Genomic DNA, 25,450 nt, shown 5'->3' on the forward strand with positions numbered 1-25,450 from the left:
AGCCCGCCGCCCCCCGCGCGGGCGGCGCGCGCAAGCGCCCGCGCCGCCGCTGACCGCCGCCACCCCCGCCCCCGCTGGTTGACGCGACACGCCGCCCCGCCCGGCGCCGCGACGGCGTGTCGTGTCAACTCGATCGCGTCCGGAGCAGGGACACGTCTGGCGGCGGGACGGAGGAGAGCAGAATGAGGGCATGAGCTCCAGCGCGGGACGCGACGCCCAGTCCGAGATCTACCGCGGAGGCGTCGCGGGGCGCCGGCCACGCATCCCGGTCGGGTTCGCGCAGCTGGAGCGGGCGGCGGAGCGGCGGATGACGCGCGCGGCGTTCGCCTACGTCGCCGGTTCCGCCGGCCTGGAGCGCACCGCGGCGGCCAACCTGGAGGCGTTCCGGCGGCGACGCATCATCCCGCGGGTGCTGCGCGACGTCTCCGCCCGCGACCTCTCGATCGACCTGTTCGGCGTCCGCCACCCGACCCCGCTGCTCCTGGCGCCGATCGGCGTGCTCGAGCTGGCGCGGCGCCGCGGAGATGCGGCGGCGGCGCGAGCGGCAGCATCCCTCGGCGTCCCGGCCACGCTCTCCACCCAGGCGTCGCAGTCGATGGAGGAGGTCGCCGCGGCGATGGACGCCGTCGCGCCTGGGGCGTCGCGCTGGTTCCAGCTCTACTGGAGCTCGTCGCGCGACCTCGTCGGCAGCCTGGTCGACCGGGCGGAGCGGTCCGGATGCGAGGCGATCGTGGTCACGCTGGACACGCACGTGCTCGGCTGGCGTCCGCGCGACCTCGACCTCGGCTACCTGCCCTTCAGCCGCGGGCTGGGAATCGCGCAGTACACGAGCGACCCGGTGTTCCGCGAGCTGGTGCGCGATCGGATGCGGGCCTCCGCGGGCGGGCGCCCGTCCACCACCCCGACGCCGGCCGCACTGGCGTCCTTCGCCAGCATCCTGCGCCACCACCCCGGGCCGCTGCGCGAGAAGCTGCGGTCGGGCGAACCGCTCGCGGCGGTGGAGACGTTCCTCGACGTCTTCGCCGACCCGTCCCTCACCTGGGACGACCTGGCGTTCCTGCGGGAGCGGACCCGGCTCCCCATCGTGCTGAAGGGAGTGCTCCATCCCGACGACAGCCGCCGAGCCATCGACGCCGGGATGGACGCGGTGCAGGTCTCCAACCACGGCGGCCGGCAGATCGACGGGGAGGTCGCGGCGCTCGATGCGCTTCCGGGCGTCGTCGACGCGGTCGACGGCCGCATCCCCGTGATCTTCGACAGCGGCATCCGCGGAGGGTCGGACGCGGTGGTCGCGCTGGCCCTGGGCGCGCGGGCCGTGGCGATCGGCCGGCCCTATGCCTACGCCCTCGCGTTGGCCGGTGAGGACGGCGTCCGGGAGCTGCTGCGCAACACGATTGCGGAGCTCGACATCACGTTGGGCCTCGCGGGCGCGCGCAGGGTCGCCGAGCTCGATCCGAACATCCTGACCGGCTGACCGCTCCCACCGTGCCCGCTACGAGACCGACGCCCCGATCAGCGACAGCAGCGCCTGAGCGTACGCGGTGGCGGCGTCGTCGTGCTCGAACATCCGCTCCTCGCCTCCGAAGAACGCCGTGACGCGGTACCCGTCCGGCGTGCGGGCCAGGTGCCGGAAGCTGCCGCCGAGCAGCTCGCGCAGCTGATCCTCGCGCGGGATCCACAGCGCGTCTTCGACGGCGAGCGAGTCGAGCGCCCACTCGGTGGTGCCGTTGAAGCCGAGGATCGTGCCGGTGTCGAAGTGATGCGGCTCGATCGTCATCTCGCTGACGGTGAACTTCTCGCCCTCCATCCCGGGCCGGTCGATGGCGAAGGTGTCCCCCGAGGCCGGCTGCCAGCGCAAACCAGCGTCCCGGAGCTGCCGGGCGATGTCCTCTGCGATCATGGATGCTCCTCTCGGCGGCCGTCTCAGCGGCCGCGGTCAGTCAGTGACGATGACCACCTTGCCGCGCACGTGGCCCGCCTCGAGCCTCCCGTACGCCTCGACTGTCCGCTCGATCGGGTAGATGGAGTCGATGGGCAGCACCAGCTCGTTCTCGGCCAGCAGGTCGGCCAGCTCGGCGAGCTCGGCGTTCCCCGCCGCCCGCCCGCCGACATTCTTCGCGCCGTGCGCGGCCGGGCCGAACACGGCGATCGAGTTCACCCGGTCCATCGGGACACCCAGGTCGACGGCGGCCTCGATCGTTCCTCCGCCGTAATTGTCGAGCACTGCCGTCACCCGGTCGTCGTCGATCAGGTCGCGAACGCGATCGGCCAGCCCATCCCCGTAGGTGACCGGGATGATGCCCAGCGACTCGAGGAACTCGTGGTTCTCCTCGCCCGCGGTCCCGATGACGGTCGCGCCGGATCGCACCGCGAGCTGCGCGGCCAGCACGCCGACACCGCCGGCGGCAGCGCTGACCAGCACGGTGTCCCGCTCGTGGAGGTCGAGGGAGCGCACCGTCGCCATGGCCGTCCGCCCGACGACGCCGAGAGAGCCGGCCGCTTCGAAGGTCACGGGATCGGGCTTCGCGATGACCTGCCCGTCCTCCGGCACGACGACGAAGTCGGCGATGGACGCGAACGGAGCGGTGCCGAGGACGGCCTGTCCCAGCTCGAAGCGGGTCGCGCCCTCCCCGAGCTCCTCCACGAAGCCGGCGAAGTCCATCCCGATCCCGCTCGGCAGGGTCACGCCCATTCGACCAGCGGCCTGCTCATTGCGGTAGGCCTTGTAGTCCATCGGGTTCAGCCCGGCCGCCATCACCCGCACCAGGATCTGGCCGGGTCCGGGCCACGGCCTTTCGCGCTCCACCATCTGCAGGTAGTCGCGCGAACCGAACTCCTCGAATTGGACGAATCGCGGCACGGGCGGGCTCCTTCCCTCTGGTAGGAGGAGCCTAGACCCGTCGGCTGGCGGTGCGCAGGGAGGCGAAATCCCGGGAGGACGGAGACCCTGGAGGCTGGACTCAGCCGAAGAGGAGCGCCGCCTCCTCGTAGCGTGCGTCCGGAACCGTCTTCAGCCCGCCGGTCGCATCCGCGATCGAGACGTTGACCACATCCGTGCCGCGCAGCGACACCATCGAGCCCCAGCGTCCCTCGTAGACCGCGTCGACGGCGGCCATGCCCAGTCGCGTGGCCAGCACCCGGTCGTAGGCGCTGGGAACCCCGCCGCGCTGCATGTGGCCGAGCACCGTCGCACGCGACTCGATCCCGGTGCGCTCCTCGATCATCGGCGCCAGCATCTCCCCGATGCCGCCCAGACGGGGACGGTTGAACGCATCCAGACCCTTGTGCGAGTGCGCCTCCTCCATCGTGTCCAGGTGGAAGCCCTCCGACACGACGATCACGGGGGCGCGACCGCGGTCTCGGACCGACTCCACCCACTCGCAGATCTGCTCGATCGACTGCGGCTGCTCCGGAATGAGGATGGCGTGCGCGCCGCCCGCCATACCGGAATGCAGTGCGATCCAGCCGACGTGGCGCCCCATGACCTCGACCACCATGCAGCGCTGGTGCGACTCAGCGGTCGTCCGGAGGCGGTCGATGGCCTCCGTCGCGATCTCGACGGCGGTGTCGAAACCGAACGAGTAGTCGGTGGCCGCGAGGTCGTTGTCGATGGTCTTGGGCACGCCGACGATCTTGAGTCCGGCGTCGGTGAGGCGGCGGGCAGCGGTCAGCGTCCCCTCGCCGCCGATGGCGATGATGGCGTCGATGCCGTTCTCGTCCATCATCCGCTGGATGTTCTCCGGGCCGCCCTTGTCCGTCTCGAACGGGTTGGTGCGGCTGGAGCCGAGGATGGTGCCGCCCTGGCGGGAGAGGCCGCGGACGCTGTGCCGGTCGAGCGGCATGATGTCGCCATCGACCACACCGCGCCAGCCGTAGCGGAATCCGGCGAACTCGGAGCGGTGGACGCGGTCGCCCTTCAGGACGGCGCCGCGGATGACCGCGTTCAGGCCCGGGCAGTCGCCGCCGCTGGTGAGGATGCCGATCTTCATGTCGCTCCGTTTCTCATTGCGTGCTTGAATCATGCCTGCCCACGCGGGGCTGCACAAAATCGCACTGGACGGAGGACGTCCCCTGGTGCTAGGCGAATCAGAGGCCGAGGGCTCGCTGCAGCTTCGACGAACTCTCCGACGGACGGGCGCCGGCGGCCAGCAGGCGCTCCTCGATCTCGTCGAGCAGGGCGTTGCGGCGCTCGCGCGTGTCCGGTGCGCCGCTGAGCAGCTCCACCTCCCACTCCCGCCACTCCAGCGTGGCGCCCGAGCGCAGGTTCTCGCTGCGCACATGGTCGTCGGTCAGCTCCGCGAGCTCGAAACCCGCCGCATCCTGCAGCAGGACGCTGTCGCGCTGATTCGTGACGCGGGCGATGGGGACGAGCGGCTCGTCGCCGATCAGGTGCCGCAGGTGGTCAAGCAGCTCGGCGGGAGGCTCGTCGCCGTCGGTGAGCGGCCAGTGCAGCTCAGTGCGGCCTTCGTCGGCCGGCTCCTTCACATGCCAGCCCCCGTCGTGGCCGCCCCGGCGGACCCGGACGGCGGTGCTGTTCCGGGCGAGCGTCAGGTCGGCGGTGTCGAAGTAGGTCGCGACGAGTTCGCTGCGCTCGGGCTCGCCCTGCACGGCGACCGCGCCGACGCCGACGAGCAGTGGATGCTGCGCCTCGGCATCCACGTCGTACTTGCGCTCGATTTCGATCTGCGAGTGGTGGGGCTGGTCCGGCATCCCCCCTGTTTAGTCCACAATCGCGCTGTCGCGAAATTTCAAGCGCCGACCCCGGCGACCCGTCTACGGTGAACGCATGAGTGCTGAGACGATCACCGCCCGCTTCGACGTGACCGGCTGGGAACCGGCGGACCTCCCCGGAATCGACGGCGAGTGGGTGGGTGCCGTCGTCATGCGGAAGACCTACACCGAGGGACTGGTGGGCGAATCGGTCGCGCATTTCATCTCCTCCGGAACCGAGGAGGGCGGTCGCGGCTACCTCGCAGCCGAGCGGATCACGGGACGCCTCGATGACGGCCGCACCGGTTCGCTGACGGTGCACCACGGCGCGCTCCAGCACCCGGACGACGCCTCCGCCTTCGGCAACATCGTCCCGGGAACGGGCACGGGAGACTTCGCCGGATTCCGCGGCCCCGCCCGCATCGAACATGACGACCGGGGCGCGTTCTTCGTCTTCGAGCTGTCCTGACTCCGCTCTTCACGGGCGACCTGACCGGCGGTACCCTCGGGGCATGAGCGACCCCAGAGGACGTGAATACCGAGACGACGAGGACCTCGACGACTTCCGCGAGGCGCAGGAGGCCGACTACGAGCCGGAGCCGGTGGTGCGCGACCCTGAGGACCTCCCGGTGGCCGACGACGAGGACGACGAGCTGGTCCCGGACGACGACCGCCCCGTGCCGCTCGACGCGGACGACGCCGAACTCGACTGACCCCGCCCCGACTCCTCCAGCCCCGTCCAGGGCCGCCGACCCGCGCCGCTGAGCCGTGCCTGGACGGAGGAGTTCAGCAACGGAGGCGAAGGCTCCTCCGGCAGCCGCCGCCACGCCGCAACGCAGCCGAGAACTCCTCCTGCGTCCATGACGGGGACAAGGGAGGACTTCCTGCGGCGAGCTGGCGCAGCAACGGGAAACGGAGGAAGTCGGCCGCCTAGAGCGTGCCGACTCCTCCGTCTACGACGCCGGACTACGCCAGCGCGTCCTCGAGGAGGTGGATGAGGGCGTCCAGCTGCACCGAGTCGGTCGAGCCGACCTCGACGTCGCTGCCGTCGAGTGCCCGCGCCGCGAGTCCCTGCTTGGCGTCGATCAGCTCCGCGATCTTCGAGTCGATCGTCTGCGCCGCGATGATCCGCCACGCCGTGACCGGCTCCTCCTGACCGATACGGTGCACGCGGTCGATCGCCTGGGTCTGCTCGGCCGCCGTCCAGGACAGCTCGGCGAGGACGACGTTCGACGCGGCCTGCAGGTTGAGGCCGACACCGGCGGCCGTCAGCGAGCACACCGCCACAGCGACCTCGGGGTCGTTGTTGAACGCGTCGATCTCCTTCTGCCGCGACAGTGCCGACTGGTCGCCGCGGATCGAGATCGTCTTCAGGTCGCGGGCCGCAAAAGCCTCCTCCGCCGCATCCATCACATCGATGTGCTTGGCGAAGAACACCACCTTGCCGACCGAGCGCGCCAGCTGTGCGGTGTAGTCGGACGCCAGTCCGGCCTTCGCCTGACCGATCTTCCGGACCATGGTGAAGACGTTCTCGCCCGACTTCGTCGACTTCGACTCCTCGAGCTCCGACTGGGCGACCAGGCGGATGAGGTGGCGGCGGTGCGCCTCGTCGTCGCCGTCGAACGAGTCAGGGCGCCCGGCGGCCGAGGCCCGCTGGTACTTCGCGACCAGCCGCGCCGCGAGCTCCTTCTCGGCCTGGCGGATCGAGCGGCCGAGGTCGTCGTCCAGCTCGACCGGGAGGTCGACCACACGACGGCTGGGCAGGTCGGCTGCGACGTCGAGTTTGCGGCGACGGACGATGCCCATGTCGATGACCGCCTCGCGGGCGGCCGAGTAGAACCCGAAGTCGGCCGGGGTCAGCCCCGACTCCTCCAGGTGCTCCATCAGCTGCGCGGTCGGCTTGCTGCCGTCGATCCAGCCCAGGAACTGCCAGATCGCCTTGAAGTCGTCGATGTCGTTGATCAGAGGGGTACCCGTCAAGGCGACCATCAGCGGATCGGGTGTGCTCGCGCGGATGGCATCCGCCAGCCCGAGCACGAGCCGGGAGCGCTGCGAGTGCAGGTTCTTGATGAAGTGCGCCTCGTCGACGACCATCCCCTTGAAGCCGAGCGTGCTCAGCCAGGAGAGGTGCCGGTCCAGCACCTCGTAGTTGACGATGACCACGTCGGCGAACGCATCCAGACCCTCACCATCGCCGTGGATGACCGTGGCACGGCGGTACGGCGTCCACCGCTCGACTTCGCGCGCCCAGTTCATCTTCACGACGTTCGGAACGACGGCGAGCAGCGGATACGCGCCGGCGACGGAGGCGGCGAGGATGGACTGCGCCGTCTTGCCGAGGCCCGGCTCGTCGGCGAGCAGGAAGGAGCGGTGCCCCAGACGCACGCTCTCGATGAACCGCGACTGGTGGTGCATCAGCTCGAGACCCTGCGGCGAGTAGCGGTCGATCAGCGGAGCGGGCGGCAGGTCCATGCTGGCCGCCTGGCCGCCTGCGCCGTACTCGAACGACTTGAACAGCGGGCCGAGGAGCTCCCACGAGTCGAGTTGGCGACGCGGCTTCGGCGCCTCGGGCGTCAGCCGTGAGAAGTCGGGGGCGAGGAACGGGTTGGAAAGCTGCCGCGCCTTCACCGACTGCGGCACGACCTGCTTTTCGGCCAGCTCCGGCGGGATGACGCTGTCCTGCTTGGCGACGGGACGCTCGATGGTGATGATCAGGTCGTCCGGCGAGAGCTCCGTGCCGGACTCGAGCAGCCAGTCCCGGCGCAGCTTCTGGGCGGTGGCGCTGGACGCCGACTCGCTCTCCAGCAGCTGGATGAGCGAGGTGTCCCTGGCGGCCGTCTTGGCCAGGATGGTGGCGATGCCGTCGAGCCGCTTCAACTGCTCGGCACGCGCTGCGTCGCTCAGCTCCGTGTCCGCCTTCGCGCGGGCGCGCTCCTCGCGCATCAGGAAGGCGATCACCTGGAACTTGGTGCGGTTGGTGGGTCCGAGCTTCTTGCCGTCGGCGGCTTTCGCCTCGACCTCGCGCACCTTGCGAGCGAGGACGGGGATGAGTCCGTCGTTGTTGGCGTGCCGGTTCTTCCGCTGCTGCGGCCTGGTCGGGCTGGTCCGCTGACCGGAACGAGACATGGTCCTCCAGTGAAGGCGCCGCGCGCCGTCTTCAGGACGCGACGCCATGTTGGCGTGAGGCCGGCGGAGGCGAAGAGGACCGGTACCGAGTGGACCGGGCTCGACGCGGGTGACGCCGGGAGCGCGGCACAGGACGGCCGCGCACCACTATTTTACGGCACAAGAGCCGGTTCAGCGACGCGTGTCTGCGGGGATCTTGATCGTGACCGCCGCTGCGACGAAAAGGACCGCCGCTAGGATCGACAATCCCTGCACCACGAGGTCGCTCAGCGGGAGCGGCCAGACCGGATTCCAGACCACGGCGACCGGGATGAGACCGGCCAGCCACCACCATTTCTTGGCCTGCCCCGCGAACACGCAGAGGATCAGCGCCAGGATGCTGACGGCGTACCGGATGTAGAGGTACCAGTCGCCGCCGACCAGGGCGAGCCCCGCGAGGAGCACGATCGCCCCGAGAATGCCGGGCGCGAGGGCCGCACGGTTGAAGGCGGGCGGCTGCGGGGTGTGGGGACGGGACACGGGATCCCACTCTACGCGGCGGTCCGACTCGACGTCGTCCGGCGGACATGGTGCGCCCGCCCGGTTTCGGAGACCTCTCTCTCCGGCCGGGCGGGCGACGTTGTGCGCTGCGGGACGCTGTGGGTTCGGGGAGGCTGCGGGCTACAGCGCCCCCCGGCGGAGCAGGAATGCGCACGGCGGCGCGTCGGAGCCGACGCGCACGGTGACTGCGGAGTTTCGGGCGAGTTCGAGGAATGGGTCGAGCTCGAGTCGGGTCATCGGAACTCGGCGGAGTTCGGCGTCGGACGCGATCCCGTTCACCGCGAACGCGACGTCGGGTACGTCGTAGGGCTCGTCGGCGAGGTCGAGGAACACGATCGGCGAGGCATCCTCCGGATCGAGCGGGAACACGGAGAGGATGGCCTCAGCGGCGGCCTCTGTCGTGACGTCGTCACCGAGGTGGACGACGGGCGTGGTGATTTCTTCTTCCGGGTAGCCGCTGCCGACGAGGGTAAGCGTCTCGCCAACACTCATTGAGTCAAGTGCGCTCAAGAGCGCACCGGACAGCAGCGGGCTGAGGTTCTTCAGCAAAGTCGGGCCTTTCCTGTTAAACGAATATTTCTCAACCCCTGTGTGGAGGATAGACCCATCTGTATGTCCACCTACACCCCCCCGTTGGGGGGATATGTGCCGCGAGATTACCCCTGTGGGGTATCGCGCGCACGGGATTATCCTGAAGGGGTGATCGCAGACATCAAGAAGCGCGCGCTGCACCGGACGCGCATCCTGGAAGGCCAGCTCCGCGGGCTGGAGAAGATGATCGAGAACGAGGACTACTGCATCGACATCATCACGCAGTCCCTCGCGATCCAGAAGTCGTTGGGCTCGCTCAATCGGCTGCTCGTCGAGAACCACCTCCGCACGCACGTCGCTGAAGCGTTCGAGGAGGGCGGCAGCGCCCGCGACGACTCGATCGTCGAACTTCTGAAAATCTACGAGCTCTCCAACAACCGGGGCTGAGCCGGGCGCATGACGGACACCGAACTGATCCGTATCGTCCGTGGAGACATCACCGACGAGAACGTCGACGCGATCGTCAACGCGGCCAACAGCTCGCTCCTGGGCGGCGGAGGCGTCGACGGCGCGATCCACCGCCGCGGCGGGCCGGCCATCCTGGAGGCGACTCGCGAACTCCGGGCCACATCCCTACCGGAGGGGCTGCCGACCGGTCAGGCGGTCGCCACCACCGCCGGCGACCTCGGCGCGAAGTGGGTGATCCACGCTGTGGGACCGGTGTGGTCGGCCACCGAGGACCGCACGCCGCTCCTGCAGAACGCCTACCGGTCGTCGCTCCGGGTGGCGCGCGAGCTGGGAGCCCGCACGGTCTCGTTCCCGGCGATCTCGGCCGGCATCTACGGCTGGCCGATGGACGACGCGGCGCGCCTCGCCGTGAGCACCGTGCGCGCGGTGCTGTCCTCCGGCGTCGGCTCGGTCGAGCACGTGCGGTTCGTGCTGTTCTCCGACCAGGCGTTCGACGCCTTCCGCCAGGCGGCCGGCGAGTGACGGGCAACCGGTGACAGACGCTGACGACGAGGCGCTGGAGCGCTTCCGCACCCTGCTGCGCATTCCGACCATCTCACACAACGCGGTCGAGGAGACCGACTGGGCGGCGTTCGACCGCTTCCTCGACAGGCTCCCCGAGCTGTACCCGGCCCTGCACGAGACCCTCGAACTCGAACGGCACGGGCGCACACAGCTGTACCGCTGGCGGGGCCGCGAGGAGGGCGCCGCCACCGTGCTCATGGCGCACTACGACGTCGTTCCGGCCACGGACGAGGGATGGACGCATGCCCCGTTCTCCGCCGAACTCACCGGCGCGGGCGAGCACCGCCTGCTCTGGGGCCGGGGCGCGATCGACGACAAGGGGGCTCTCGTCGCGATCCTGGAGGCCGTGGAGGCTCTCGTGCGCGAGGGCTTCCAACCGACCCACGATGTCTACCTGAGCTTCGGTCACGACGAGGAGACGGTCGGCTCCGGCGCCCAGGCGATCGCCGCGACGCTCGCCGGCCGCGGCATCCGCCCGGCGATGGTGCTCGACGAGGGCGGCGCGGTGGTGGAGCGCATCTTCCCTGGAGTCACCGCCCCCATCGCGGTTGTGGGAGTCAGCGAGAAGGGCATCACCAGCGTGCGGCTCACCGTCGAGCAGAGCGGAGGTCACGCGTCCACTCCCCCACGGATGACCGCGACCGTCCGGCTGGCGCGGGCCATCACCCGTCTCAACGCCCGGCCCTTTCCAGCCCGGCTGACCGAGACGAACCTGAGGATGGTGGAGACGCTCGGCGCGCACGCCACCGGCCCCCTCCGCGCCGTCTTCATCCGCGCCCGGCGGCTGCAGCCGCTGCTTCACGCCGTGTTCGGCCGGCTGAGCGACGAGACCCGTGCGATCGTCCGTACGACCACCGCCGTGACTCAGCTCCGCGGCAGCCTCGCCGCGAACGCCCTGCCGGAGACCGCGGAGGCGATCGTCAACACGCGCATCGCCGTCGGGTCGTCCGTCGCCGAGACGCTCGACCACCTCCGCCGGGCCATCCGCGACGACGCCGTGCGGGTGGAGGCGGTGGATGCCAGCGAGCCCTCACCGGTCTCCCCCAGCGCCGGGCCGCACTGGGACCGCCTGGCCGCGGCGATCGGCGCCGTGCACCCCCGGGCGATCGTGACCCCGTACATCATGCTGGGCGCGAGCGACAGCCGGCACTTCACGGGCATCTGCGACGCTGTCTACCGCTTCACGCCGTTCGAGCTGAGCGCCGGCCAGCGCGGCGCTCTGCACGCCCGCGACGAGCACATCCACGTCGCCACGTGGCTCCGCGGCATCGCCGTCTACACCCACCTCCTCCGCGCCTCCTAACCCCCACCGTCGAGTCCTCACAAAGTGCACGCGACACGCCGTGGGGGCGTGCACTTTGTGAGCGGTCCTCGGTGTACGCGGGGTTGAGCTCGCCGTCCTCCAGCGCGAGCGCCGGCCACAGGTCGAGCCAGCCGACGTGCGCACTCGGCGCGAACTGCCACAGGTGGCGGTTGATGTCACGGATCTGGTCGGCGAACTCGTGGCCGCGCGGCATCACCGACTGGGCCAGGATGCGCGTCTCCGGCAGTTCCCGGCGGAGCGTCACGAGCATGGTCTCGATGTTGCGCACGACGTGCTCGACCGAGCGGCGCCAGGCCAGGTCGTTGGTGCCGACGAGTAGGGCGATCGTGGCGGGTTCCGACTCGACCACATCGCTGAGCCGGGCGAGGACGTCGTCGGTGGTGTCGCCGGCCATCCCGAAGTTGCGGACCGCCTCACCGGGAAGCAGCGCCTCCCAGTCACCGCCCTGGGTCAGGCTGTCGCCGACCAGGGCGAGTTCCCCGCGTTCCGGTCTCCAGTCGTCCGGCATCCCGACCTCCCTCGTCTCCCGTCCATCCTCCCCCACAACTCTCGGCAGTGGAAGGAACGCCGTGCGAGGCCGGCCCTCCGCTACAGCAGCGACTTGGTGTGCCAGACGGTCTTCGTCTCGGTGAAGAACGCGATGCGGTCGAGGGACGGGGCCGCGGCGTCCGGCCCGTTCTCTGGGGTGAGGACGCGCTTCAGGGTGTCCGCCGCAGCGATCTGCAGGTCGATCCACTCCAGCTCCCCCGCACCGACCAGGTCGAGCGCGTTGACGTCGGCGTGGGAGGCGAGCCAGGGCGCGATCTCCGCCGGCGAGCCGGTGAGGATGTTGACAACCCCACCCGGGACGTCGCTCGTCGCCAGCACCTCGCTGAGGCTGATCGCGGAGAGCGGGAAGCGCTCGCTCGCGATCACGACGACGGTGTTGCCCGCGATGAGTGCCGGGGCGACCGCGCTGACGAAGCCGACGAGGCTGGAGTCCTGCGGCGCGACGATCGCGACGACACCGGTCGGCTCGGGGACGGAGATGTTGAAGTACGGTCCGGAGACCGCGTTGGCGTTGCCCGCGACCTGCGCGAACTTGTCCGACCACCCGGCGTACCAGACCCAGCGGTCGATCGCCTCGTCCACCTGCGCGGTCGCCGCTCCCGCGGAGACGCCCTCGGCCTTCTGGATCTCGTCGACGAACTGCGCCCGACGTCCCTCCATCAGCTCGGCGATCCGGTACAGCACCTGACCCCGGTTGTAGGCGGTCGCGCCCGACCATCCCGAGACCGCCGCCCGCGCCGCCACGACCGCGTCGCGCGCATCCTTCCGGGAGGCCTTGGCGGCGTTCGCCAGGAAGGCGCCCTTCGCCGAGACGACCTCGTACGTACGGCCCGACTCGCTGCGCGGGAACTTCCCGCCGATGTAGAGCTTGTAGGTCTTCGGGACCGCGAGGCGGTTCATTTGGAGGCTCCCTTGCGAGTGAGGCGGGCGGGGATGGTGCTCGCGGTGGGCAGCGAACGGCCCGGCACCAGGTAGGCACCGAGGCCGTGGCGCCCGCCTTCGCGGCCGTAGCCGGACTCCTTGTAGCCGCCGAACGGGCTGGCCGGGTCGAAGCGGTTGAACGTGTTCGCCCAGACCACACCGGCGCGCAGCTTGTCGGCGACGGCGAGGATGCGGCTGCCCTTGTCCGACCAGATGCCGGCCGAGAGCCCGTACGGGGTGTTGTTGGCTTTGGCGATCGCCTCGGCCGGGGTGCGGAAGGTCAGCACCGAGAGGACCGGGCCGAACACCTCCTCGCGCGCGATGCGATGACTGGTGGACACGTTGTCGAAGATCGTCGGCGCGAACCAGAACCCGTTCTCCGGGATGGCGCAGTCGGCCGTCCAGCGCTCCGCACCTTCCGCCTCGCCGATGTCAGAGAGTTCGCGGATGCGCTGCAGCTGCTCGGCGCTGTTGATCGCTCCGATGTCGGTGTTCTTGTCGAGCGGGTCGCCAAGGCGCAGGGTCGACAGGCGGCGCTTCAGCCGGTCGACGACCTCGTCGTGGATGCTCTCCTGCACCAGGAGCCGGCTGCCCGCGCAGCAGACGTGGCCCTGGTTGAAGAAGATGCCGTTGACGATGCCCTCGATCGCCTGGTCGATGGGCGCGTCGTCGAAGACGATGTTCGCCGCCTTGCCGCCCAGTTCCAGCGTCAGCTTCTTGGAGGTGCCTGCGACGCTGCGCGCGATCTCCCTGCCGACCGCGGTGGATCCGGTGAAGGCGACCTTGTTCACGTCCGGGTGCCCGACCAGCTCTCGGCCGGTCTCGCCTGCGCCGGTGACGATGTTGACGACGCCTGCCGGAAGGTCGGCCTGCTGCACGATCTCCGCGAAAAGCAGCGCCGTCAGCGGCGTCGTCTCGGCGGGCTTCAGCACGACCGTGTTACCCGCGGCGAGCGCCGGCGCGATCTTCCAGGCGAGCATCAGCAACGGGAAGTTCCAGGGGATCACCTGCGCGGCGACACCCAGTGCGCGCGGGGCCGGGCCGAGACCGGCGTGCTCCAGCTTGTCCGCCCACCCGGCGTAGTAGAAGAACCAGGCGGCGACCAGGGGGATGTCGACATCGCGGCTCTCCTTGATCGGCTTGCCGTTGTCGAGGCTCTCGGCGACTGCCAGCTCGCGGGCGCGCTCCTGGATCAGGCGGGCGATGCGGAACAGGTACTTGCCGCGGTCGCTGCCGCTCATCCGCGACCAGACCCGGTCGTACGCGCGGCGGGCCGCGGCGACGGCGGTGTCCACATCGGACGCGTCGGCCGTCGCGATCGTCGCCAGCCGCTCCTCTGTCGCCGGCGAGATGGTCTGGAACGGCGTGCCGTGACCGGCGACGAACTCGCCGTCGATGAACAGGCCGTACTCGTCCCGCAGGTTCAGGATCGAGCGCGACTCGGGGGCCGGGGCGTATTCGAGGAAACTCATGTCATCCACAATTCTTGGCAGTCGGAACAGTCGGTACAGTCGGAACAGCCGGGTCAGTCGATCGTCACGTAGTCGGCGCCGGAGTAGTGGCCGGTGGCCAGCTTCTGGCGCTGCAGGAGCACGTCGTTCAGGAGGCTGGAGGCACCGAACCGGAACAGGTGCGGCTGCAGCCAGCGCTCGCCCACCGTCTCGGCGACGGTGACGAGGTACTTGATGGCGTCCTTCGACGAGCGGATGCCGCCGGCGGGCTTCACGCCGATCTCCTCGCCGGTGAGCCGGTGCCAGTCGCGAACGACCTCGAGCATGAGCAGCGTCACCGGGAGAGTCGCCGCCGGCGAGACCTTGCCAGTGGACGTCTTGATGAAGTCGCCGCCGGCCAGGATGCTGAGCCAGGATGCGCGGCGCACGTTGTCGTAGGTGTTCAGCTCGCCGGTCTCCAGGATCACCTTGAGGTGCGCGTATGTGCCGTCCTCGCGGCGGCAGGCCTCCTTGACGGCGACGATCTCGTCGAAGACCAGGCCGTAGCGGCCGGAGAGGAACGCGCCGCGGTCGATGACCATGTCGATCTCGTCCGCGCCGGCGGCCACCGCATCCGCCGTGTCGGCGAGCTTGACGGCGAGGGAGGCGCGACCGCTCGGGAAGGCGGTGGCGACCGCTGCGACGTTCACGCCGCCCTGGCCACCTGCGCGACGGACGGCACCGGCGTGGGATGCGCCCAGCGCCTCCACCGCGTACGGCACCATGTCGCCATAAACGCAGACCGCGGCCGGGCGCGGGGTCCAGGGGTCGGACGCATCCGGCGTGAGCGCCTTCGCGACGAGCGAGCGCACCTTGCCGGGCGTGTCCGCGCCCTCGAGGGTGGTCAGGTCGATGAGCTCGATGATCGTGTCCAGCGCCCGCTTCTTGCTGGTCGTCTTGATGGAGCGCGTGCCGAGGCCGGCCGCGCGCTGCTCCAGGCCCACCGCATCCACCCCGGGGATGCCGTTCAGGTAGCGGCGGAGCGACCCCTCCGTCAGGTCGCCGCCGAGCACCTCGACGGCGCGGGCCGCCGGCGCGAGGGTGCGCACCGGTGGCGTTGTCTCGATGGTCACGTGTTCCTCCAAAAGGATGGGTTGCTCAAGCGGGTGCGCCCGGGGCGGAACGCCCGAGCAAGTCGTTGGCGGTCGCCTCGTCGGTGATGAGGGTGGTGCACAGCCCGCTCGCGACGACAGCGTGCGCGACGCGATGCTTGGCCTCGCCGGCGATGACCGCGATGGATGTGCGGGCCGCGCGCAGCTCGTCCAGGCTGAGCCCCAGCGTGCGCGAGTTGAGCTCCGGGTCGGCGACCTGCCCGTCGTCGGTGATGAAGCGGCCGACAACGTCGCCGACGGCGCCCTTCTCGGCGAGCGCGGCGACGTCCTCCACCGAGAGGTAGCCGGAGTCGACGTGCACCGAGCTGGTGTCGACAACACCGGCGCTGAACAGGTAGGTGCCCGCGTTGCGGGCGAGTTCCAACACGCTCTGCACCGAGCGGTCGGCCTCGATCGCGCGGCGCGTAGCGGCGTGCTCGAAGATGGCGGGGCTGGGCAGCAGGGTCGCGGTGCCCTGCGCCTTGCGCGCGATGACGACGGCTGTGTCGGCGGCGGCGGTCGCCTGACGGGTGGATGAGACGCTCCCGTTGATCTGCACGGGGTTGACGCCCACCGCCCACCCCGGGCGGAGGCGCGCGGCGACGGCGTGCAGCGTGCGGCCCCAGCTGACGCCGAGGGTGCGTGGCACTGGGCGCAGTGTGGTCAGGTAGTCGGCCGCGGCCTGTGCGACCCTGCCCTGCACCTCCGAGTCGGACTCGGCGGCGGGGACGACGACCGCGTCTGCGAGGCCGTAGAAGCCGCACAGTTCGCGTTCCAGCGAGAAGCGCCGTGCGCTCGGGTGGACGATCTCGATGCGGACGAACCCGTGCTCGCGAGCGGCGACGAGGAGCCGGCCGACCTTCCAGCGCGAGACGTTGAGGGCGACGCCGATCTCATCCTGCGTCTTGCCAGCCTCGTAGTAGAGCTCTGCGGCTTTGACGGCGAGGATTTCGTCGGAATCGTTCAGGCCCACCCCTCCAGCTTAGGAACGGTCGACCAGGCGAGCAACATGTGCGTGGTCTCTGCTCAAATGAGCACCAGTGCTTTCGTTTATCGTTGGGTCGTGCCAACAGACCCGAACTTCGCCGCCACCGCCTACGCTCTCGCCGTCGACTTCGGGGGAACCAAGGTCGAGGCCGCCCTCGTCGACACCGAGGGGCGCCTGGTCGAGGGGTCCCGCCACCGCCACCCCACCGGGCGGAATGCCACCGTGCCGGAACTGGAGGCGTCCGTGGGCGGCGTGGTGCGCTCGGCCGCGGCATCCCTCCCCGCAGGCAGACCGATCGTGGGGGTCGGGATCGGCAGTGCCGGGCCGATCGACCGCAGGCGCGGCCTCGTCTCGCCCCTCAACGTGCCGCACTGGCGCGACTACCCGATGCGCGACTACGTCGCCGGCGTCGCCGCAGAACTCGGGATCGACGCGCCGGTCACCCTGGAGATGGACGGCGTCGCCATCACCATGGCGGAGCACTGGGTCGGTGCGGCGCAGGGTGTCGACAACGTGATGGGGATGGTCATCTCGACCGGCATCGGCGGCGGCCTCATCGTCGGCGGGCGGGTGATCACCGGCCCGACGGGCAACGCCGGCCACATCGGGCATGTTGAGGTGGGAGAAATCCGCGGCGAGGACACCTTCGGCAGCCCGTATGCGCTGGAGGCCATGGCGTCCGGCCCGCACACCGTGGCGTGGGCGCGGCGGCAGGGCTTCGCCGGGACGACCGGTGAGGAACTGGCGGCCGCCTACGCGGCGGGCGACCCGGTGGCTCGGGAGGCCATCGCGCGCACCGGCCGGGCGGTCGGTCACGCGATCGCCTCGGCGACGGCGCTGCTCGACCTGGAACTGGTCGCCATCGGGGGTGGCTTCTCGCACTCCACTCCCGACCTCTTCGACCACATGCGGACCGTCGTCGAGCAGCACTACTTCCCGTTCGTGCGCAAGGTCCGCATCGTTCCGTCCGCCCTTTCCTCCGAGGGCCCGCTGATCGGCGCCGCTGCCCTCATCCACCGCTCGCACCTCCTCCCCTGACCCCATCCCCCGCCGTCGAGTACACAAAAACTGCACGGTTTCCGTACTGAAACCGTGCAGTTTTTGTGTACTCGACGGTGGGAGCGGGAGGGGGGTCAGTCCTCGAGGTAGCGGGGGCGGGCGGCGACGGACCCGGCGATGGCGGCGGCCAGGACGGTGGCGGTCAGCACCAGGAGGGGGACCGTCCACGAGCCGGTGAGCTGGTGGAGCACGCCGACGGCGAGCGGGCCGAGCGCTCCGAGCGTGTAGCCGAGGCCCTGGGTGAAGCCGCTGAGCGCGACCGACCCGGCATGCGTCCTGGTTCGCACGTTGATGAGCACGAGGCAGAGCGGGAACAGCAGCGGCCCGAGGCCCGCGAAGGCCACCCACAGCCAGGTCGCGGTCCCCGGCGCGAGGATCAGCCCCAGGTACCCGACGACGAAGAACACGACGCCGGCGTAGATCAGGATCGCGACGTTCCGCATGCGTGCGGCGAGCAGCGGAACCAGCAGCCCGGCAGGTATGCCCATCCCGGCATACACCGAGAGAAGCGCACCCGCATCCGCCGGTGCGACCCCGGCGACGTCGTGCAGGATCTGCGGCAGAAAGGCGAACATGGCGTACGCGTTGAGGCTGGACACCGCGAACACCACCGCCAGCGACCAGGCCAGCGACGAGCGCCACACGCGTCCCGCCATCGCCGGCTGGGCCGCCTCCACCTCCACGTCCTGGTCGGGGTGCGCCGGGCGCCGGGTGATCAGGATGCGCAGCCAGGGCAGGATCGCCAGCAGGCTGACGACGCCCCACATGCCGACGGAGACATGCCACCCCGCAGCGTCCGCCACAGGCACCGCGACGAGCGGCGGCAGCAGGGTGGACACCGACATGACGGTCGCGTAGAGCGACGTCACCAGACCGATGCGGTCCGGGAAGTAGCGCTTGACGAGCGGCGGCAGGAGGACGTTGCCGACGCCCATCCCGGCGAAGGTCACCGCCGACCCGATCGCGAGCACGGCGAACGACGTCGAGAACGCCCGCACCAGGTGGCCGAGGAGGATCACGCCGAGCGCCAGCAGAACCACCGACTCCAGGCTGAGCCGTCGCGTGAAGGAGGGAGCGATCAGGCCGAACACGGCGAAGCAGATCGGCGGCAGCATCCCGAGCAGACCGACGTCGATGTTGGAGACGGCGAAGTCGGTACGGATCTCGGCGAAGATCGGCGAGAGCGCGGCGACCGCCGTGCGAAGGTTGGCCGCCACGAGCAGGATACCGACCAGGGCGATGGCACGGCCGTGCCAGAGCGGCCGCGGGACCGCGGCGGGTTCGGCTTCCGCCATCAGGATGGCTCGCCTGCGCCGAGGATGCTGCGCGCCTGCTCCACATCGGCTGCGATCTGCGCGATCAACGGCTCGATGCCGGTGTAGGCGACCATGCCGCGGATCCGTTCGACGAACGACACCTCGACCGTGTGGTCGTACAGGTCGAGCTCACGGTCGAGCACGTACGCCTCGACCTGTTTGTGTGGCACGCCTTCGAACGTCGGGTTGTTCCCCACCGAGATGGCGGCGGGGTAGCGCTGACCGGCGTCGGTGAGCCAGCCGGCGTAGACGCCGTCGGCGGGGATGAGTCCCTCCGACTCCGGCGACAGGTTCGCGGTCGGGAACCCGAGTTCCCTGCCGCGGGCGGCGCCGTGCACGACGATGCCGCGCACGGTGGGAGGCGAGCCGAGCAGCTCGGCGGCGTGGCCCACGTCGCCGTCGGCGAGGAGTTCGCGGATCCAGGTGGAGGAGACGCGGCGGCCGTGCTCGGGCCGCACGTCGTCGATCAGTTCGACCGTGAAGCCGTAGGTCTCCCCCAGCCGGCGCAGGAGCCCGACATCGCCCGCGCCGCGGGCGCCGAACCGGAAGTCGCTGCCGACGAGCACGGCGGCGGCGTGCAGTCGCTCGACGAGGATGTGGTGGACGAACTCCTCCGGCTCGAGTGCGGCGAGCGCGTGGTCGAATGCCACCATGAGCGTGGCGTCCACCCCGGTCGATGCCAGCAGGTCGAGCTTCTGCGCGTTGCTGACGAGGGAGGCCGGGCACTTCTCCGGTGCGAGCACTTCGAGGGGATTGCGGTCGAAGGTGATGATCGTCGACACCAGTCCGCGCTCCGCGGCGACGGCGCGCAACCGGTCGATCACCGCGCGGTGCCCGGTGTGGACTCCGTCGAACTTGCCGATCGTGACCGCGCTCGGCCCCCATCCGTCCGGAACCTCGGAGACCGCGTGGAAGACCTTCACGACGCGGCTCCGGCGGTCGGCGCGTCAGGCGCGCCAGGCGCGTCGGCCGCGTCCGACGGCCGGTGGCCGCGCAGCCACAGCAGACCGAGCACCGGCAGGACGAGCGGGATGAACAGGTACCCCATCCCGTAAACCGACCACACCGTCGCGTCGCGGCCGAAGGGGTCGATGTCGTGCAGCCCGAGCACGGTCGGCGCAAACAGGCTCAGCGTGCCGATCACGAGAACGCCCGCCAGTTCGAAGCTGATCGTGATCCACGCCACGCGGTACCAGACGCGCCCGGGTGCGATGAGGGACACCGTCGCCACGATGTACACGACCGCAGCGAGCGCGGACAGGCTGAACGCGACCGGCGCCTCGTGGAAGCGGTCGATGATCTGGAAGACGCTCCGCCCGGCCGCGGCGAGCGCCAGCACACCGTAGACGAAGACGAGCACCCGGCCCACCCCCGACATCCGGCGCCTCGGGGACGGCGGATCGGAGTTCGTGCGCGCGGACATGGTGTGGTGGGACATCTCTTCGATTCTATTTGCCACGCGGAGCAGCGCGTGCGGCTCAGGCGCCCTGGACGAACCAGATCTGGCCCATCCGGTACACCATGACCGCGACGGCCAGGCAGACGCCGCCCAGGATGACGGTGCTCCACCGGTTGCGCTCGATCAGCGCCCAGAAGCCTCCCGCCAGGGGAAGGATGATCGCCGATATGAGGTAGATGTAGAACTCGGCCAGGCTGCCGGACGGGTTGTTGCCCACCGCCGGAGCGACGATCGCGACGACCAGCTGTGCGAGCAGCAGCAGTTCGACCAGCGCGACCGCGCCCATCGAGACGTCGCCGGGAAGCCGTCCAGCCAGTCCCAGCACCAGGCACAGGATGCCGGCGGCGCAGGCGACGACGACCTGCACCGTGGTGTACCACTCGATCATGCGGTTCCGCTCGCCGAGTCGTTCGACGTCCCGTTCGCGGGGGCGACGGCCTCCTCCGTGGGGAAGTTCACGAGCGTCCTGGCTTCCTTTCCGCGGAACTCGATCAGTCCCACAAGCGCACCGGTCGGGGCGACGGCGGCGACCGGGCGGCCGCCGGACCCTTCCCGGTCGGCGACGTGGATGCGCCTCCCGTGCATGAGGTCGATCGCCTGCTGCTCCGTCAGGTCGAGCCGTTCGAACAGTTCGGTGGCCGCGTCCACCGCCGGGATGAGCGCCGCCTCGGCATCGAGCGTAGCGAGGTCGTGCGCGTCGCGCACGTGGAACGCGCCGACCCGCGTGCGCCGCAGGACGGTCAGGTGGCCGCCGACGGCGAGTCCGGCGCCGAGGTCGCGCGCGAGCGAGCGGATGTACGTACCCGACGAGCACACCACGCGCACGTCCAGGTCGATCGCGCCCTCGATCCGGCGGGTGCCGAGCAACTCGAACTCGGAGACCGTCACCGCGCGCGGCTTCAGTTCGACCTGCTCGCCGGCGCGGACGCGGGCGTATGCTCGCTTGCCGTCGACCTTGATCGCGCTCACCGAGCTCGGGATCTGATCGATCTCGCCGGTCAGTGCGTCGATGCCGCCCTCGATCGCCGTGTCCTCCACGGCATCCAGCGCCTCCTGCGTTGCGGGAACCAGCAGCTCCCCTTCGGCGTCATCGGTCGTCGAGGCCGCGCCGAGCCGGATGGTCGCCAGATACTCCTTGTCCGCACCGACGATGTACGTCAGCAGGCGCGTCGAGGAGTTGACTCCGACGATGAGCAGGCCTGTGGCCATCGGGTCGAGCGTTCCGGCATGGCCGACTTTGCGGGTGCCTGCCGCCCTACGCACCCGGGCGACGACGTCGTGGCTGGTCATCCCGTCCGGCTTGTCGACCAGGATGAGACCGCTGCCGGTCACGCGCGAGCGCTTTCGCCGGCCGAGATGTCGAGCACGAGCTGCAGCTTGGTGCGGAAGGTGCACTCGATCAGCTCGGTCGCCGCGTCGTCCTTCTCGTACTCGTCGGTGAGCCGGAGGCCGAGGAGGGTGTTCAGCAGCATCCCCTCGGCGAGGAAGGACCGCGCCTCCTCAGGTTCGAAGCCGACCTCTTCGCGCAGCAGCCGGTAGATGGTGAGGAAGCCGTCCCGCGCCTTGGCGCCGATGGTCGGGTCCTGGCCCATGCTGAACGCCTGCATCAGGGAGAGCAGCAGCCCGCGGTCTTCGATCAGGCTGACGTAGGCGAGTCCGAGCCGGCGGCCGATCTCGCCGTGCGCGCCGGTGACGAACACGCCCGCGGTACCGTCGGCGACGGCGGGCGATCCGTCGGCCTTCCACGCCTCGATCGTCTCGGTGAAGGTGACGAGCAGCCGCTCGAGGGATCGGGTGAGCACGCCGACGAACAGGTTCTCCTTGCCGCCGAACATCCGCACGACGTAGGGCTGGCTGATTCCGGCCTCACGGGCGATCTGGTCGGTGGTCGCGCCGAAGTAGCCGCGTTCGCCGAACACCCGGCTGGCGGCTTCGAGGATCTGCACCCGACGTTCCGCGGAGGGGATCCGCTCACTGTTCTTATCCGTCACACTTGACAGGTTATCAGTCGATTACTAAAGTCAGGGCTTGTAATCATCCAATAACAACATTCGGAGGCGTCGCATGTCCGCTCCTGCCGCACCGCGCACCCGCAGCATCCCCGTCTGGCTGGCGATCGTCGCGGCGTCGCTGCCGATGTTCATGGCGACCCTCGACAACCTCGTCGTCACCAGCGCGCTCCCCGTCATCGCAAAAGACCTCTCGGCCTCCATCGAGGAGCTGCAGTGGGTCGTCAACGCCTACACGCTGACCTTCGCCACGCTCATGCTGATGGCGGTCGGTCTCGGCGACCGGTTCGGACGCCGGTCGGTGTTCCTCGTCGGCATCAGCGTCTTCACCCTGGCCAGCGCCGCCAGCGCCCTGGCGACCGAGCCGTGGATGCTGATCGCCGCCCGGGCGCTGCAAGGCGCCGGAGCCGCGGCGCTCCTCCCGCTCTCGCTGACCCTGCTGGCGGGCAGCGTCAGCCAGCGCCTCCGCCCGGCCGCCATCGGCATCTGGGGCGGCATCTCCGGCCTCGGTGTCGCCCTCGGCCCGCTCATCGGCGGTGCCGTGGTCCAGGGCTGGAACTGGCAGGCGATCTTCTGGCTGAACGTCCCGCTCGGCGTGATCGCCGTCCCGCTCGTCCTGATCGCCCTGCCGAACAGCTTCGGCGCACGGGTCCGGGCCGACATCGTCGGTCTGCTCCTCGCCGCCCCCGGCGTCCTCGGGCTCGTCTACGCCATCGTCCGTGGGAACGACGCCGGCTGGGGCAGCGCCGAAGTGCTCGTCCCGCTGATCGCCGGCGTTGCGCTGCTCGTCGGCTTCGTGCTGTGGGAGTCGCGGGCGGCGGCTCCGCTGCTGCCGCTGCGGCTGTTCCGCGACCGCAGCTTCACGGTCGCGAACCTGGTCGGTGTCACGTTCAGCTTCGGCATCTTCGGGGCGATCTTCATCCTCATCCAGTTCCTGCAGGTGGTGCAGGGCCACACTCCGCTCGAGGCGGGGGTGATGACGATGCCGTGGACGCTCGCGCCGATGGTCGTCGCACCGCTCACCGGCCTGCTGTCGTCCCGCACGGGAACCCGTCTGCCGGTCGTGGCAGGCCTCGCGCTCCTCGCGGTCTCGATGGGCTGGATCGCCCTGACCCTCTCGGCCACGCTGCCCTACTCGCAGATGTGGCCGCCGTTCCTGCTCGCCGGCATCGGCATGGGGCTCGTCTTCGCTCCCAGCTCGACGGCTGTGCTCGCCAATATGCGGCCGGCCGACCATGCGAAGGCGTCGGGCACCAACTCGACACTGCGGGAGGTCGGGGTGGCCCTCGGTGTCGCCGTGCTGACCGCCGTCTTCACCGGCGCCGGTGGCACGCTCACCCCGACCGGCTACGTGGATGCGGCGATCCCGGCCGTCTGGGTCGGCGCCGGAGTGCTGGGGGCCGCGGCCCTGATCAGCCTGGCGCTGCCCGGGCGACGAGCCGCCGCGCGGGCAGCCGCCGCTGCCGCTGCCGCGCCGGAGTCACCCGTCGAGGCCGCGGTCGACGCGCTGGCCGTCGCCGAACCGGCGCCGGTCCTCGCGGACTGACCGCGCATCCAGGGGACGCAACACGCCGTCATCCCTCACGGGGAACGGCGTGTTGCGTCCCCTGGTTCGCGTCGCGCCGGCTGCTCGCCGGGCGCGGTTAGGCTGGAGCGCGTGCGTATCGGCGTGATCGGAACAGGGGCCATCGGCGGGACCATCGCGGCGCTCCTCGACCGCGTGGGCCACCTCGTCGAGGTCACCGCGCGCGGCGAACAGCTCGCCGCGATCCGGGAGTCAGGGCTCCGGCTCGATGGCGGCTGGGGTGTGCACACGGCACGCGTCGCCGCCGCGGAGACCCTGCAGACGCGACCAGAGCTCGTCTTCGTCTGCACGAAGGCCCAGGATGCTGCGGCCGCCATCCGCGCCAACGCCGGGCTCCTGGACGGCATCCCCGTCGTCATCGTCCAGAACGGCCTGGCCGGGCTGCGCGAAGCGCAGGCCCTCCTCCCGGGTTCCGACTGCGTCGGCGCCCTCGCGCTCTACGCCGCCAGCTACCTCTCCCCCGGCCGGGTGTCCGTGACCACGACGGCCAACACCTACCTCGGGGCCGGCGACGGACCGCCGCCTGCTGCCGCGCTCGACGCCGCCCGCATCCTGGACGCCGCCATGCCGGCCCACGCGATCGACAACTTCACCGGCGCCCAGTGGACGAAACTCATCGTGAACCAGATCAACGCGCTCCCGGCGATCACCGGCCTGAGCGCGCAAGAGGTGATCGGCGACCGGCGCCTGCGCGCCGTGCTCACCGCGAGCCTGCAGGAGGCGACCCGGGTCGGCTACGCCCGCGGCGTGCACTACGGCAGTCTGCAGGGTCTCGACGACCGGACCCTCCGCGTGGTCGCGCGAGCGCCGCGCTGGGCCGCGCAGTCCGTGCCGCTGCTGATGAAGCGGCGGATGGGCGCGACGCCCAACCCGGGCTCAACGCTGCAGAGCATCCGCCGCGGACAACTCACCGAGATCGACTACCTCAACGGCGCGGTCGTCGACGAGGCGCGGGCAGCCGGCATCGGTGCGCCCATCAACCAAGGTCTCACCGCGCTCGTGCACGAGGTCGAGCGGAGCGGAACGTTCCTCGCTCCCGCCGACGTCGCCGACCGGATGCGGCCACTGCTCGCAGCCTGAGTGCGGGTTCAGCCCTCCCGCGGCGCCCAGCGCGGATGCGACGGCTCGCTGTCGTCGACCAGGTACGACGCGAACTCGGCGGGATGCGCATCCTCCACGTACGCGGCAGCCTGGGGCGCGTCGACGAGCAGGACGGACGCATTCCACTCCCGCCGCAACGACGGTCGCAGCGGGAACTCCCCGTCGATGACGAGCACCGCATCCTGGCCGGCCGTCAGCCAGCGCGCCTCCACTGCCTGGTCGCGCACCACGTCGAAGGCGGCGGTCTGGAAGCCCGCGCTGCCACCCAGCCGGAACGGGTCGAGCAGGACCCGCCGCAGGGCGACGTAGTCGTAGGCGTCGCGGTAGTAGGCCTCGGGTGTCTCGGGTCCGAGGCGGCTGCGGAAGGCGCGAGAGTTGTGGAAGCTTCCGAGGGACGCGCGGAAGCTACCTACTCCGGCCTCCCGGAAGACGACAGCGAGGTCGTCGGCGAACGCGACACCGCCCGAGGTCGCGCCTCCGCCTCCCGACCCGGAGTCGACCGCGACGACCACGCGTCCGGCGGAAGCGTCCCGCCGAATGGCGCCGACCAGCTGACGCAGGAACAGCACGCGCGGCGTCGGCGGAAGCATCATGCGACGAGCATAGGCCGCACCAACGG

The 25,450-nt window shown here is 70.4% G+C and carries 27 protein-coding genes and 1 pseudogene; 9 read left to right on the forward strand and 19 right to left on the reverse strand.

Annotation, left to right across the window (positions count from 1 at the left end; all coding sequences use genetic code 11):
* The first annotated feature begins 190 nt into the window (after positions 1-190).
* Complete coding sequence (locus AB4079_RS18320) at positions 191-1,474, forward strand: alpha-hydroxy-acid oxidizing protein (RefSeq protein ID WP_441788765.1); 1,284 nt, start codon at positions 191-193, stop codon at positions 1,472-1,474.
* Between the two features lie 18 nt (positions 1,475-1,492).
* Here the strand turns inward: AB4079_RS18320 and AB4079_RS18325 are convergent, their stop codons facing one another.
* The 4 genes from AB4079_RS18325 to AB4079_RS18340 all read right to left on the reverse strand — a co-directional run bounded on the left by AB4079_RS18325 (position 1,493) and on the right by AB4079_RS18340 (position 4,710).
* Positions 1,493-1,900: a hypothetical protein gene (locus AB4079_RS18325; protein WP_441788766.1), complete on the reverse strand. Its 408-nt coding sequence runs from the start codon at positions 1,898-1,900 to the stop codon at positions 1,493-1,495.
* A 36-nt stretch (positions 1,901-1,936) separates the two neighbouring features.
* Positions 1,937-2,860 carry an NADP-dependent oxidoreductase gene (locus AB4079_RS18330; RefSeq protein WP_441788767.1) on the reverse strand — a complete coding sequence of 308 codons (924 nt, stop codon included), beginning with the start codon at positions 2,858-2,860 and terminating at the stop codon, positions 1,937-1,939.
* Positions 2,861-2,960: 100 nt separating this feature from the next.
* The gene (locus AB4079_RS18335; RefSeq protein ID WP_441788768.1) at positions 2,961-3,989 is read right to left on the reverse strand and encodes a 6-phosphofructokinase; all 1,029 of its coding nucleotides are present in this window, start codon (positions 3,987-3,989) and stop codon (positions 2,961-2,963) included.
* 97 nt (positions 3,990-4,086) lie between these two features.
* Positions 4,087-4,710: a CYTH domain-containing protein gene (locus tag AB4079_RS18340; RefSeq protein WP_441788769.1), complete on the reverse strand. Its 624-nt coding sequence runs from the start codon at positions 4,708-4,710 to the stop codon at positions 4,087-4,089.
* 76 nt (positions 4,711-4,786) lie between these two features.
* On the opposite strand from AB4079_RS18340, the gene AB4079_RS18345 reads away from it, so the two are divergent.
* Entirely contained in the window at positions 4,787-5,179 is a 393-nt protein-coding gene (locus tag AB4079_RS18345; protein ID WP_441788770.1) for a DUF3224 domain-containing protein, read from the forward strand.
* A gap of 43 nt (positions 5,180-5,222) precedes the next feature.
* Complete coding sequence (locus AB4079_RS18350) at positions 5,223-5,423, forward strand: hypothetical protein (RefSeq protein ID WP_441788771.1); 201 nt, start codon at positions 5,223-5,225, stop codon at positions 5,421-5,423.
* Between the two features lie 253 nt (positions 5,424-5,676).
* On the opposite strand, the gene AB4079_RS18355 is transcribed toward AB4079_RS18350, so the two are convergent.
* The 3 genes from AB4079_RS18355 to AB4079_RS18365 all read right to left on the reverse strand — a co-directional run bounded on the left by AB4079_RS18355 (position 5,677) and on the right by AB4079_RS18365 (position 8,925).
* Positions 5,677-7,836 carry a DEAD/DEAH box helicase gene (locus AB4079_RS18355; protein WP_441788772.1) on the reverse strand — a complete coding sequence of 720 codons (2,160 nt, stop codon included), beginning with the start codon at positions 7,834-7,836 and terminating at the stop codon, positions 5,677-5,679.
* 171 nt (positions 7,837-8,007) lie between these two features.
* A complete protein-coding gene (locus tag AB4079_RS18360; RefSeq protein WP_441788773.1) occupies positions 8,008-8,355 on the reverse strand; it encodes a DUF6804 family protein in 348 nt (115 codons plus the stop codon).
* A 141-nt stretch (positions 8,356-8,496) separates the two neighbouring features.
* The gene (locus tag AB4079_RS18365; protein WP_441788774.1) at positions 8,497-8,925 is read right to left on the reverse strand and encodes an RbsD/FucU domain-containing protein; all 429 of its coding nucleotides are present in this window, start codon (positions 8,923-8,925) and stop codon (positions 8,497-8,499) included.
* Positions 8,926-9,075: 150 nt separating this feature from the next.
* Between AB4079_RS18365 and AB4079_RS18370 the strand changes: the two genes are divergently transcribed.
* From AB4079_RS18370 to AB4079_RS18380, 3 genes are read left to right on the forward strand one after another with little or no spacing between them, the layout of a single operon-like run.
* On the forward strand, positions 9,076-9,354 hold the full coding sequence (locus tag AB4079_RS18370) for a metal-sensitive transcriptional regulator (RefSeq protein ID WP_441788775.1): 279 nt from the start codon (positions 9,076-9,078) through the stop codon (positions 9,352-9,354).
* Between the two features lie 9 nt (positions 9,355-9,363).
* Entirely contained in the window at positions 9,364-9,897 is a 534-nt protein-coding gene (locus AB4079_RS18375; protein ID WP_441788776.1) for an O-acetyl-ADP-ribose deacetylase, read from the forward strand.
* Between the two features lie 10 nt (positions 9,898-9,907).
* A complete protein-coding gene (locus AB4079_RS18380) occupies positions 9,908-11,242 on the forward strand; it encodes a M20/M25/M40 family metallo-hydrolase (protein WP_441788777.1) in 1,335 nt (444 codons plus the stop codon).
* A 76-nt stretch (positions 11,243-11,318) separates the two neighbouring features.
* Here AB4079_RS18380 and AB4079_RS18385 read toward each other — a convergent pair.
* The 5 genes and pseudogenes from AB4079_RS18385 to AB4079_RS18405 all read right to left on the reverse strand — a co-directional run.
* A pseudogene (locus AB4079_RS18385) lies at positions 11,319-11,771 on the reverse strand (GDSL-type esterase/lipase family protein); the annotation flags it as partial.
* An 80-nt stretch (positions 11,772-11,851) separates the two neighbouring features.
* Positions 11,852-12,712 carry an aldehyde dehydrogenase family protein gene (locus AB4079_RS18390; RefSeq protein ID WP_441788778.1) on the reverse strand — a complete coding sequence of 287 codons (861 nt, stop codon included), beginning with the start codon at positions 12,710-12,712 and terminating at the stop codon, positions 11,852-11,854.
* On the reverse strand, positions 12,709-14,205 hold the full coding sequence (locus AB4079_RS18395; RefSeq protein ID WP_441788779.1) for an aldehyde dehydrogenase family protein: 1,497 nt from the start codon (positions 14,203-14,205) through the stop codon (positions 12,709-12,711). The genes AB4079_RS18390 and AB4079_RS18395 overlap by 4 nt, the downstream gene beginning before the upstream one ends.
* A 53-nt stretch (positions 14,206-14,258) precedes the next feature.
* Positions 14,259-15,296 (reverse strand): deoxyribose-phosphate aldolase, encoded by a 1,038-nt coding sequence (gene deoC, locus AB4079_RS18400; protein ID WP_441788780.1) that lies wholly within the window; start codon positions 15,294-15,296, stop codon positions 14,259-14,261.
* A 25-nt stretch (positions 15,297-15,321) separates the two neighbouring features.
* On the reverse strand, positions 15,322-16,287 hold the full coding sequence (locus AB4079_RS18405; protein WP_441788781.1) for a sugar-binding transcriptional regulator: 966 nt from the start codon (positions 16,285-16,287) through the stop codon (positions 15,322-15,324).
* 90 nt (positions 16,288-16,377) lie between these two features.
* On the opposite strand from AB4079_RS18405, the gene AB4079_RS18410 reads away from it, so the two are divergent.
* Complete coding sequence (locus tag AB4079_RS18410) at positions 16,378-17,340, forward strand: ROK family protein (RefSeq protein WP_441788782.1); 963 nt, start codon at positions 16,378-16,380, stop codon at positions 17,338-17,340.
* 95 nt (positions 17,341-17,435) lie between these two features.
* On the opposite strand, the gene AB4079_RS18415 is transcribed toward AB4079_RS18410, so the two are convergent.
* The 6 genes from AB4079_RS18415 to AB4079_RS18440 are packed head-to-tail and all read right to left on the reverse strand — an operon-like array spanning position 17,436 to position 22,127.
* Positions 17,436-18,656, reverse strand: coding sequence for an MFS transporter (locus AB4079_RS18415; RefSeq protein WP_441788783.1), 1,221 nt, complete (start codon positions 18,654-18,656; stop codon positions 17,436-17,438).
* Positions 18,656-19,600, reverse strand: coding sequence for a bifunctional riboflavin kinase/FAD synthetase (locus AB4079_RS18420; protein ID WP_441788784.1), 945 nt, complete (start codon positions 19,598-19,600; stop codon positions 18,656-18,658). Before AB4079_RS18420 ends, AB4079_RS18415 begins: the two co-directional genes overlap by 1 nt.
* A complete protein-coding gene (locus tag AB4079_RS18425) occupies positions 19,597-20,115 on the reverse strand; it encodes a hypothetical protein (RefSeq protein ID WP_441788785.1) in 519 nt (172 codons plus the stop codon). The genes AB4079_RS18420 and AB4079_RS18425 overlap by 4 nt, the downstream gene beginning before the upstream one ends.
* A 40-nt stretch (positions 20,116-20,155) precedes the next feature.
* Positions 20,156-20,524 (reverse strand): hypothetical protein, encoded by a 369-nt coding sequence (locus AB4079_RS18430; RefSeq protein WP_441788786.1) that lies wholly within the window; start codon positions 20,522-20,524, stop codon positions 20,156-20,158.
* Positions 20,521-21,468, reverse strand: a complete 948-nt coding sequence (gene truB / locus AB4079_RS18435; RefSeq protein WP_441788787.1) for a tRNA pseudouridine(55) synthase TruB — start codon at positions 21,466-21,468, stop codon at positions 20,521-20,523. The genes AB4079_RS18430 and truB overlap by 4 nt, the downstream gene beginning before the upstream one ends.
* The gene (locus AB4079_RS18440; RefSeq protein ID WP_441788788.1) at positions 21,465-22,127 is read right to left on the reverse strand and encodes a TetR/AcrR family transcriptional regulator; all 663 of its coding nucleotides are present in this window, start codon (positions 22,125-22,127) and stop codon (positions 21,465-21,467) included. The genes truB and AB4079_RS18440 overlap by 4 nt, the downstream gene beginning before the upstream one ends.
* A gap of 73 nt (positions 22,128-22,200) precedes the next feature.
* Here AB4079_RS18440 and AB4079_RS18445 point away from each other — a divergent pair, with 73 nt between their 5' ends.
* The gene (locus AB4079_RS18445) at positions 22,201-23,691 is read left to right on the forward strand and encodes a DHA2 family efflux MFS transporter permease subunit (RefSeq protein WP_441788789.1); all 1,491 of its coding nucleotides are present in this window, start codon (positions 22,201-22,203) and stop codon (positions 23,689-23,691) included.
* 111 nt (positions 23,692-23,802) lie between these two features.
* A complete protein-coding gene (locus tag AB4079_RS18450) occupies positions 23,803-24,810 on the forward strand; it encodes a ketopantoate reductase family protein (protein ID WP_441788790.1) in 1,008 nt (335 codons plus the stop codon).
* A gap of 8 nt (positions 24,811-24,818) precedes the next feature.
* Here AB4079_RS18450 and AB4079_RS18455 read toward each other — a convergent pair whose 3' ends face one another.
* Positions 24,819-25,424: a hypothetical protein gene (locus AB4079_RS18455; RefSeq protein WP_441788791.1), complete on the reverse strand. Its 606-nt coding sequence runs from the start codon at positions 25,422-25,424 to the stop codon at positions 24,819-24,821.
* Positions 25,425-25,450: the final 26 nt, after the last annotated feature.

Origin of the sequence: Leifsonia sp. 2MCAF36, from assembly GCF_052115525.1 — a bacterium.
Lineage (GTDB): Bacteria > Actinomycetota > Actinomycetes > Actinomycetales > Microbacteriaceae > Leifsonia.

Coding starts and splice junctions, on each gene's coding strand:
- AB4079_RS18335 (WP_441788768.1), bottom strand. CDS start 3,989: ATGAAGATCGGCATCCTCACCAGCGGCGGCGACTGCCCGGGCCTGAAC.
- AB4079_RS18395 (WP_441788779.1), bottom strand. CDS start 14,205: ATGAGTTTCCTCGAATACGCCCCGGCCCCCGAGTCGCGCTCGATCCTG.
- AB4079_RS18455 (WP_441788791.1), bottom strand. CDS start 25,424: ATGATGCTTCCGCCGACGCCGCGCGTGCTGTTCCTGCGTCAGCTGGTC.
- AB4079_RS18325 (WP_441788766.1), bottom strand. CDS start 1,900: ATGATCGCAGAGGACATCGCCCGGCAGCTCCGGGACGCTGGTTTGCGC.
- AB4079_RS18345 (WP_441788770.1), top strand. CDS start 4,787: ATGAGTGCTGAGACGATCACCGCCCGCTTCGACGTGACCGGCTGGGAA.
- AB4079_RS18415 (WP_441788783.1), bottom strand. CDS start 18,656: ATGGCGGAAGCCGAACCCGCCGCGGTCCCGCGGCCGCTCTGGCACGGC.
- AB4079_RS18375 (WP_441788776.1), top strand. CDS start 9,364: ATGACGGACACCGAACTGATCCGTATCGTCCGTGGAGACATCACCGAC.
- AB4079_RS18425 (WP_441788785.1), bottom strand. CDS start 20,115: ATGTCCCACCACACCATGTCCGCGCGCACGAACTCCGATCCGCCGTCC.
- AB4079_RS18445 (WP_441788789.1), top strand. CDS start 22,201: ATGTCCGCTCCTGCCGCACCGCGCACCCGCAGCATCCCCGTCTGGCTG.
- AB4079_RS18430 (WP_441788786.1), bottom strand. CDS start 20,524: ATGATCGAGTGGTACACCACGGTGCAGGTCGTCGTCGCCTGCGCCGCC.
- AB4079_RS18320 (WP_441788765.1), top strand. CDS start 191: ATGAGCTCCAGCGCGGGACGCGACGCCCAGTCCGAGATCTACCGCGGA.
- AB4079_RS18350 (WP_441788771.1), top strand. CDS start 5,223: ATGAGCGACCCCAGAGGACGTGAATACCGAGACGACGAGGACCTCGAC.
- AB4079_RS18390 (WP_441788778.1), bottom strand. CDS start 12,712: ATGAACCGCCTCGCGGTCCCGAAGACCTACAAGCTCTACATCGGCGGG.
- AB4079_RS18340 (WP_441788769.1), bottom strand. CDS start 4,710: ATGCCGGACCAGCCCCACCACTCGCAGATCGAAATCGAGCGCAAGTAC.
- AB4079_RS18355 (WP_441788772.1), bottom strand. CDS start 7,836: ATGTCTCGTTCCGGTCAGCGGACCAGCCCGACCAGGCCGCAGCAGCGG.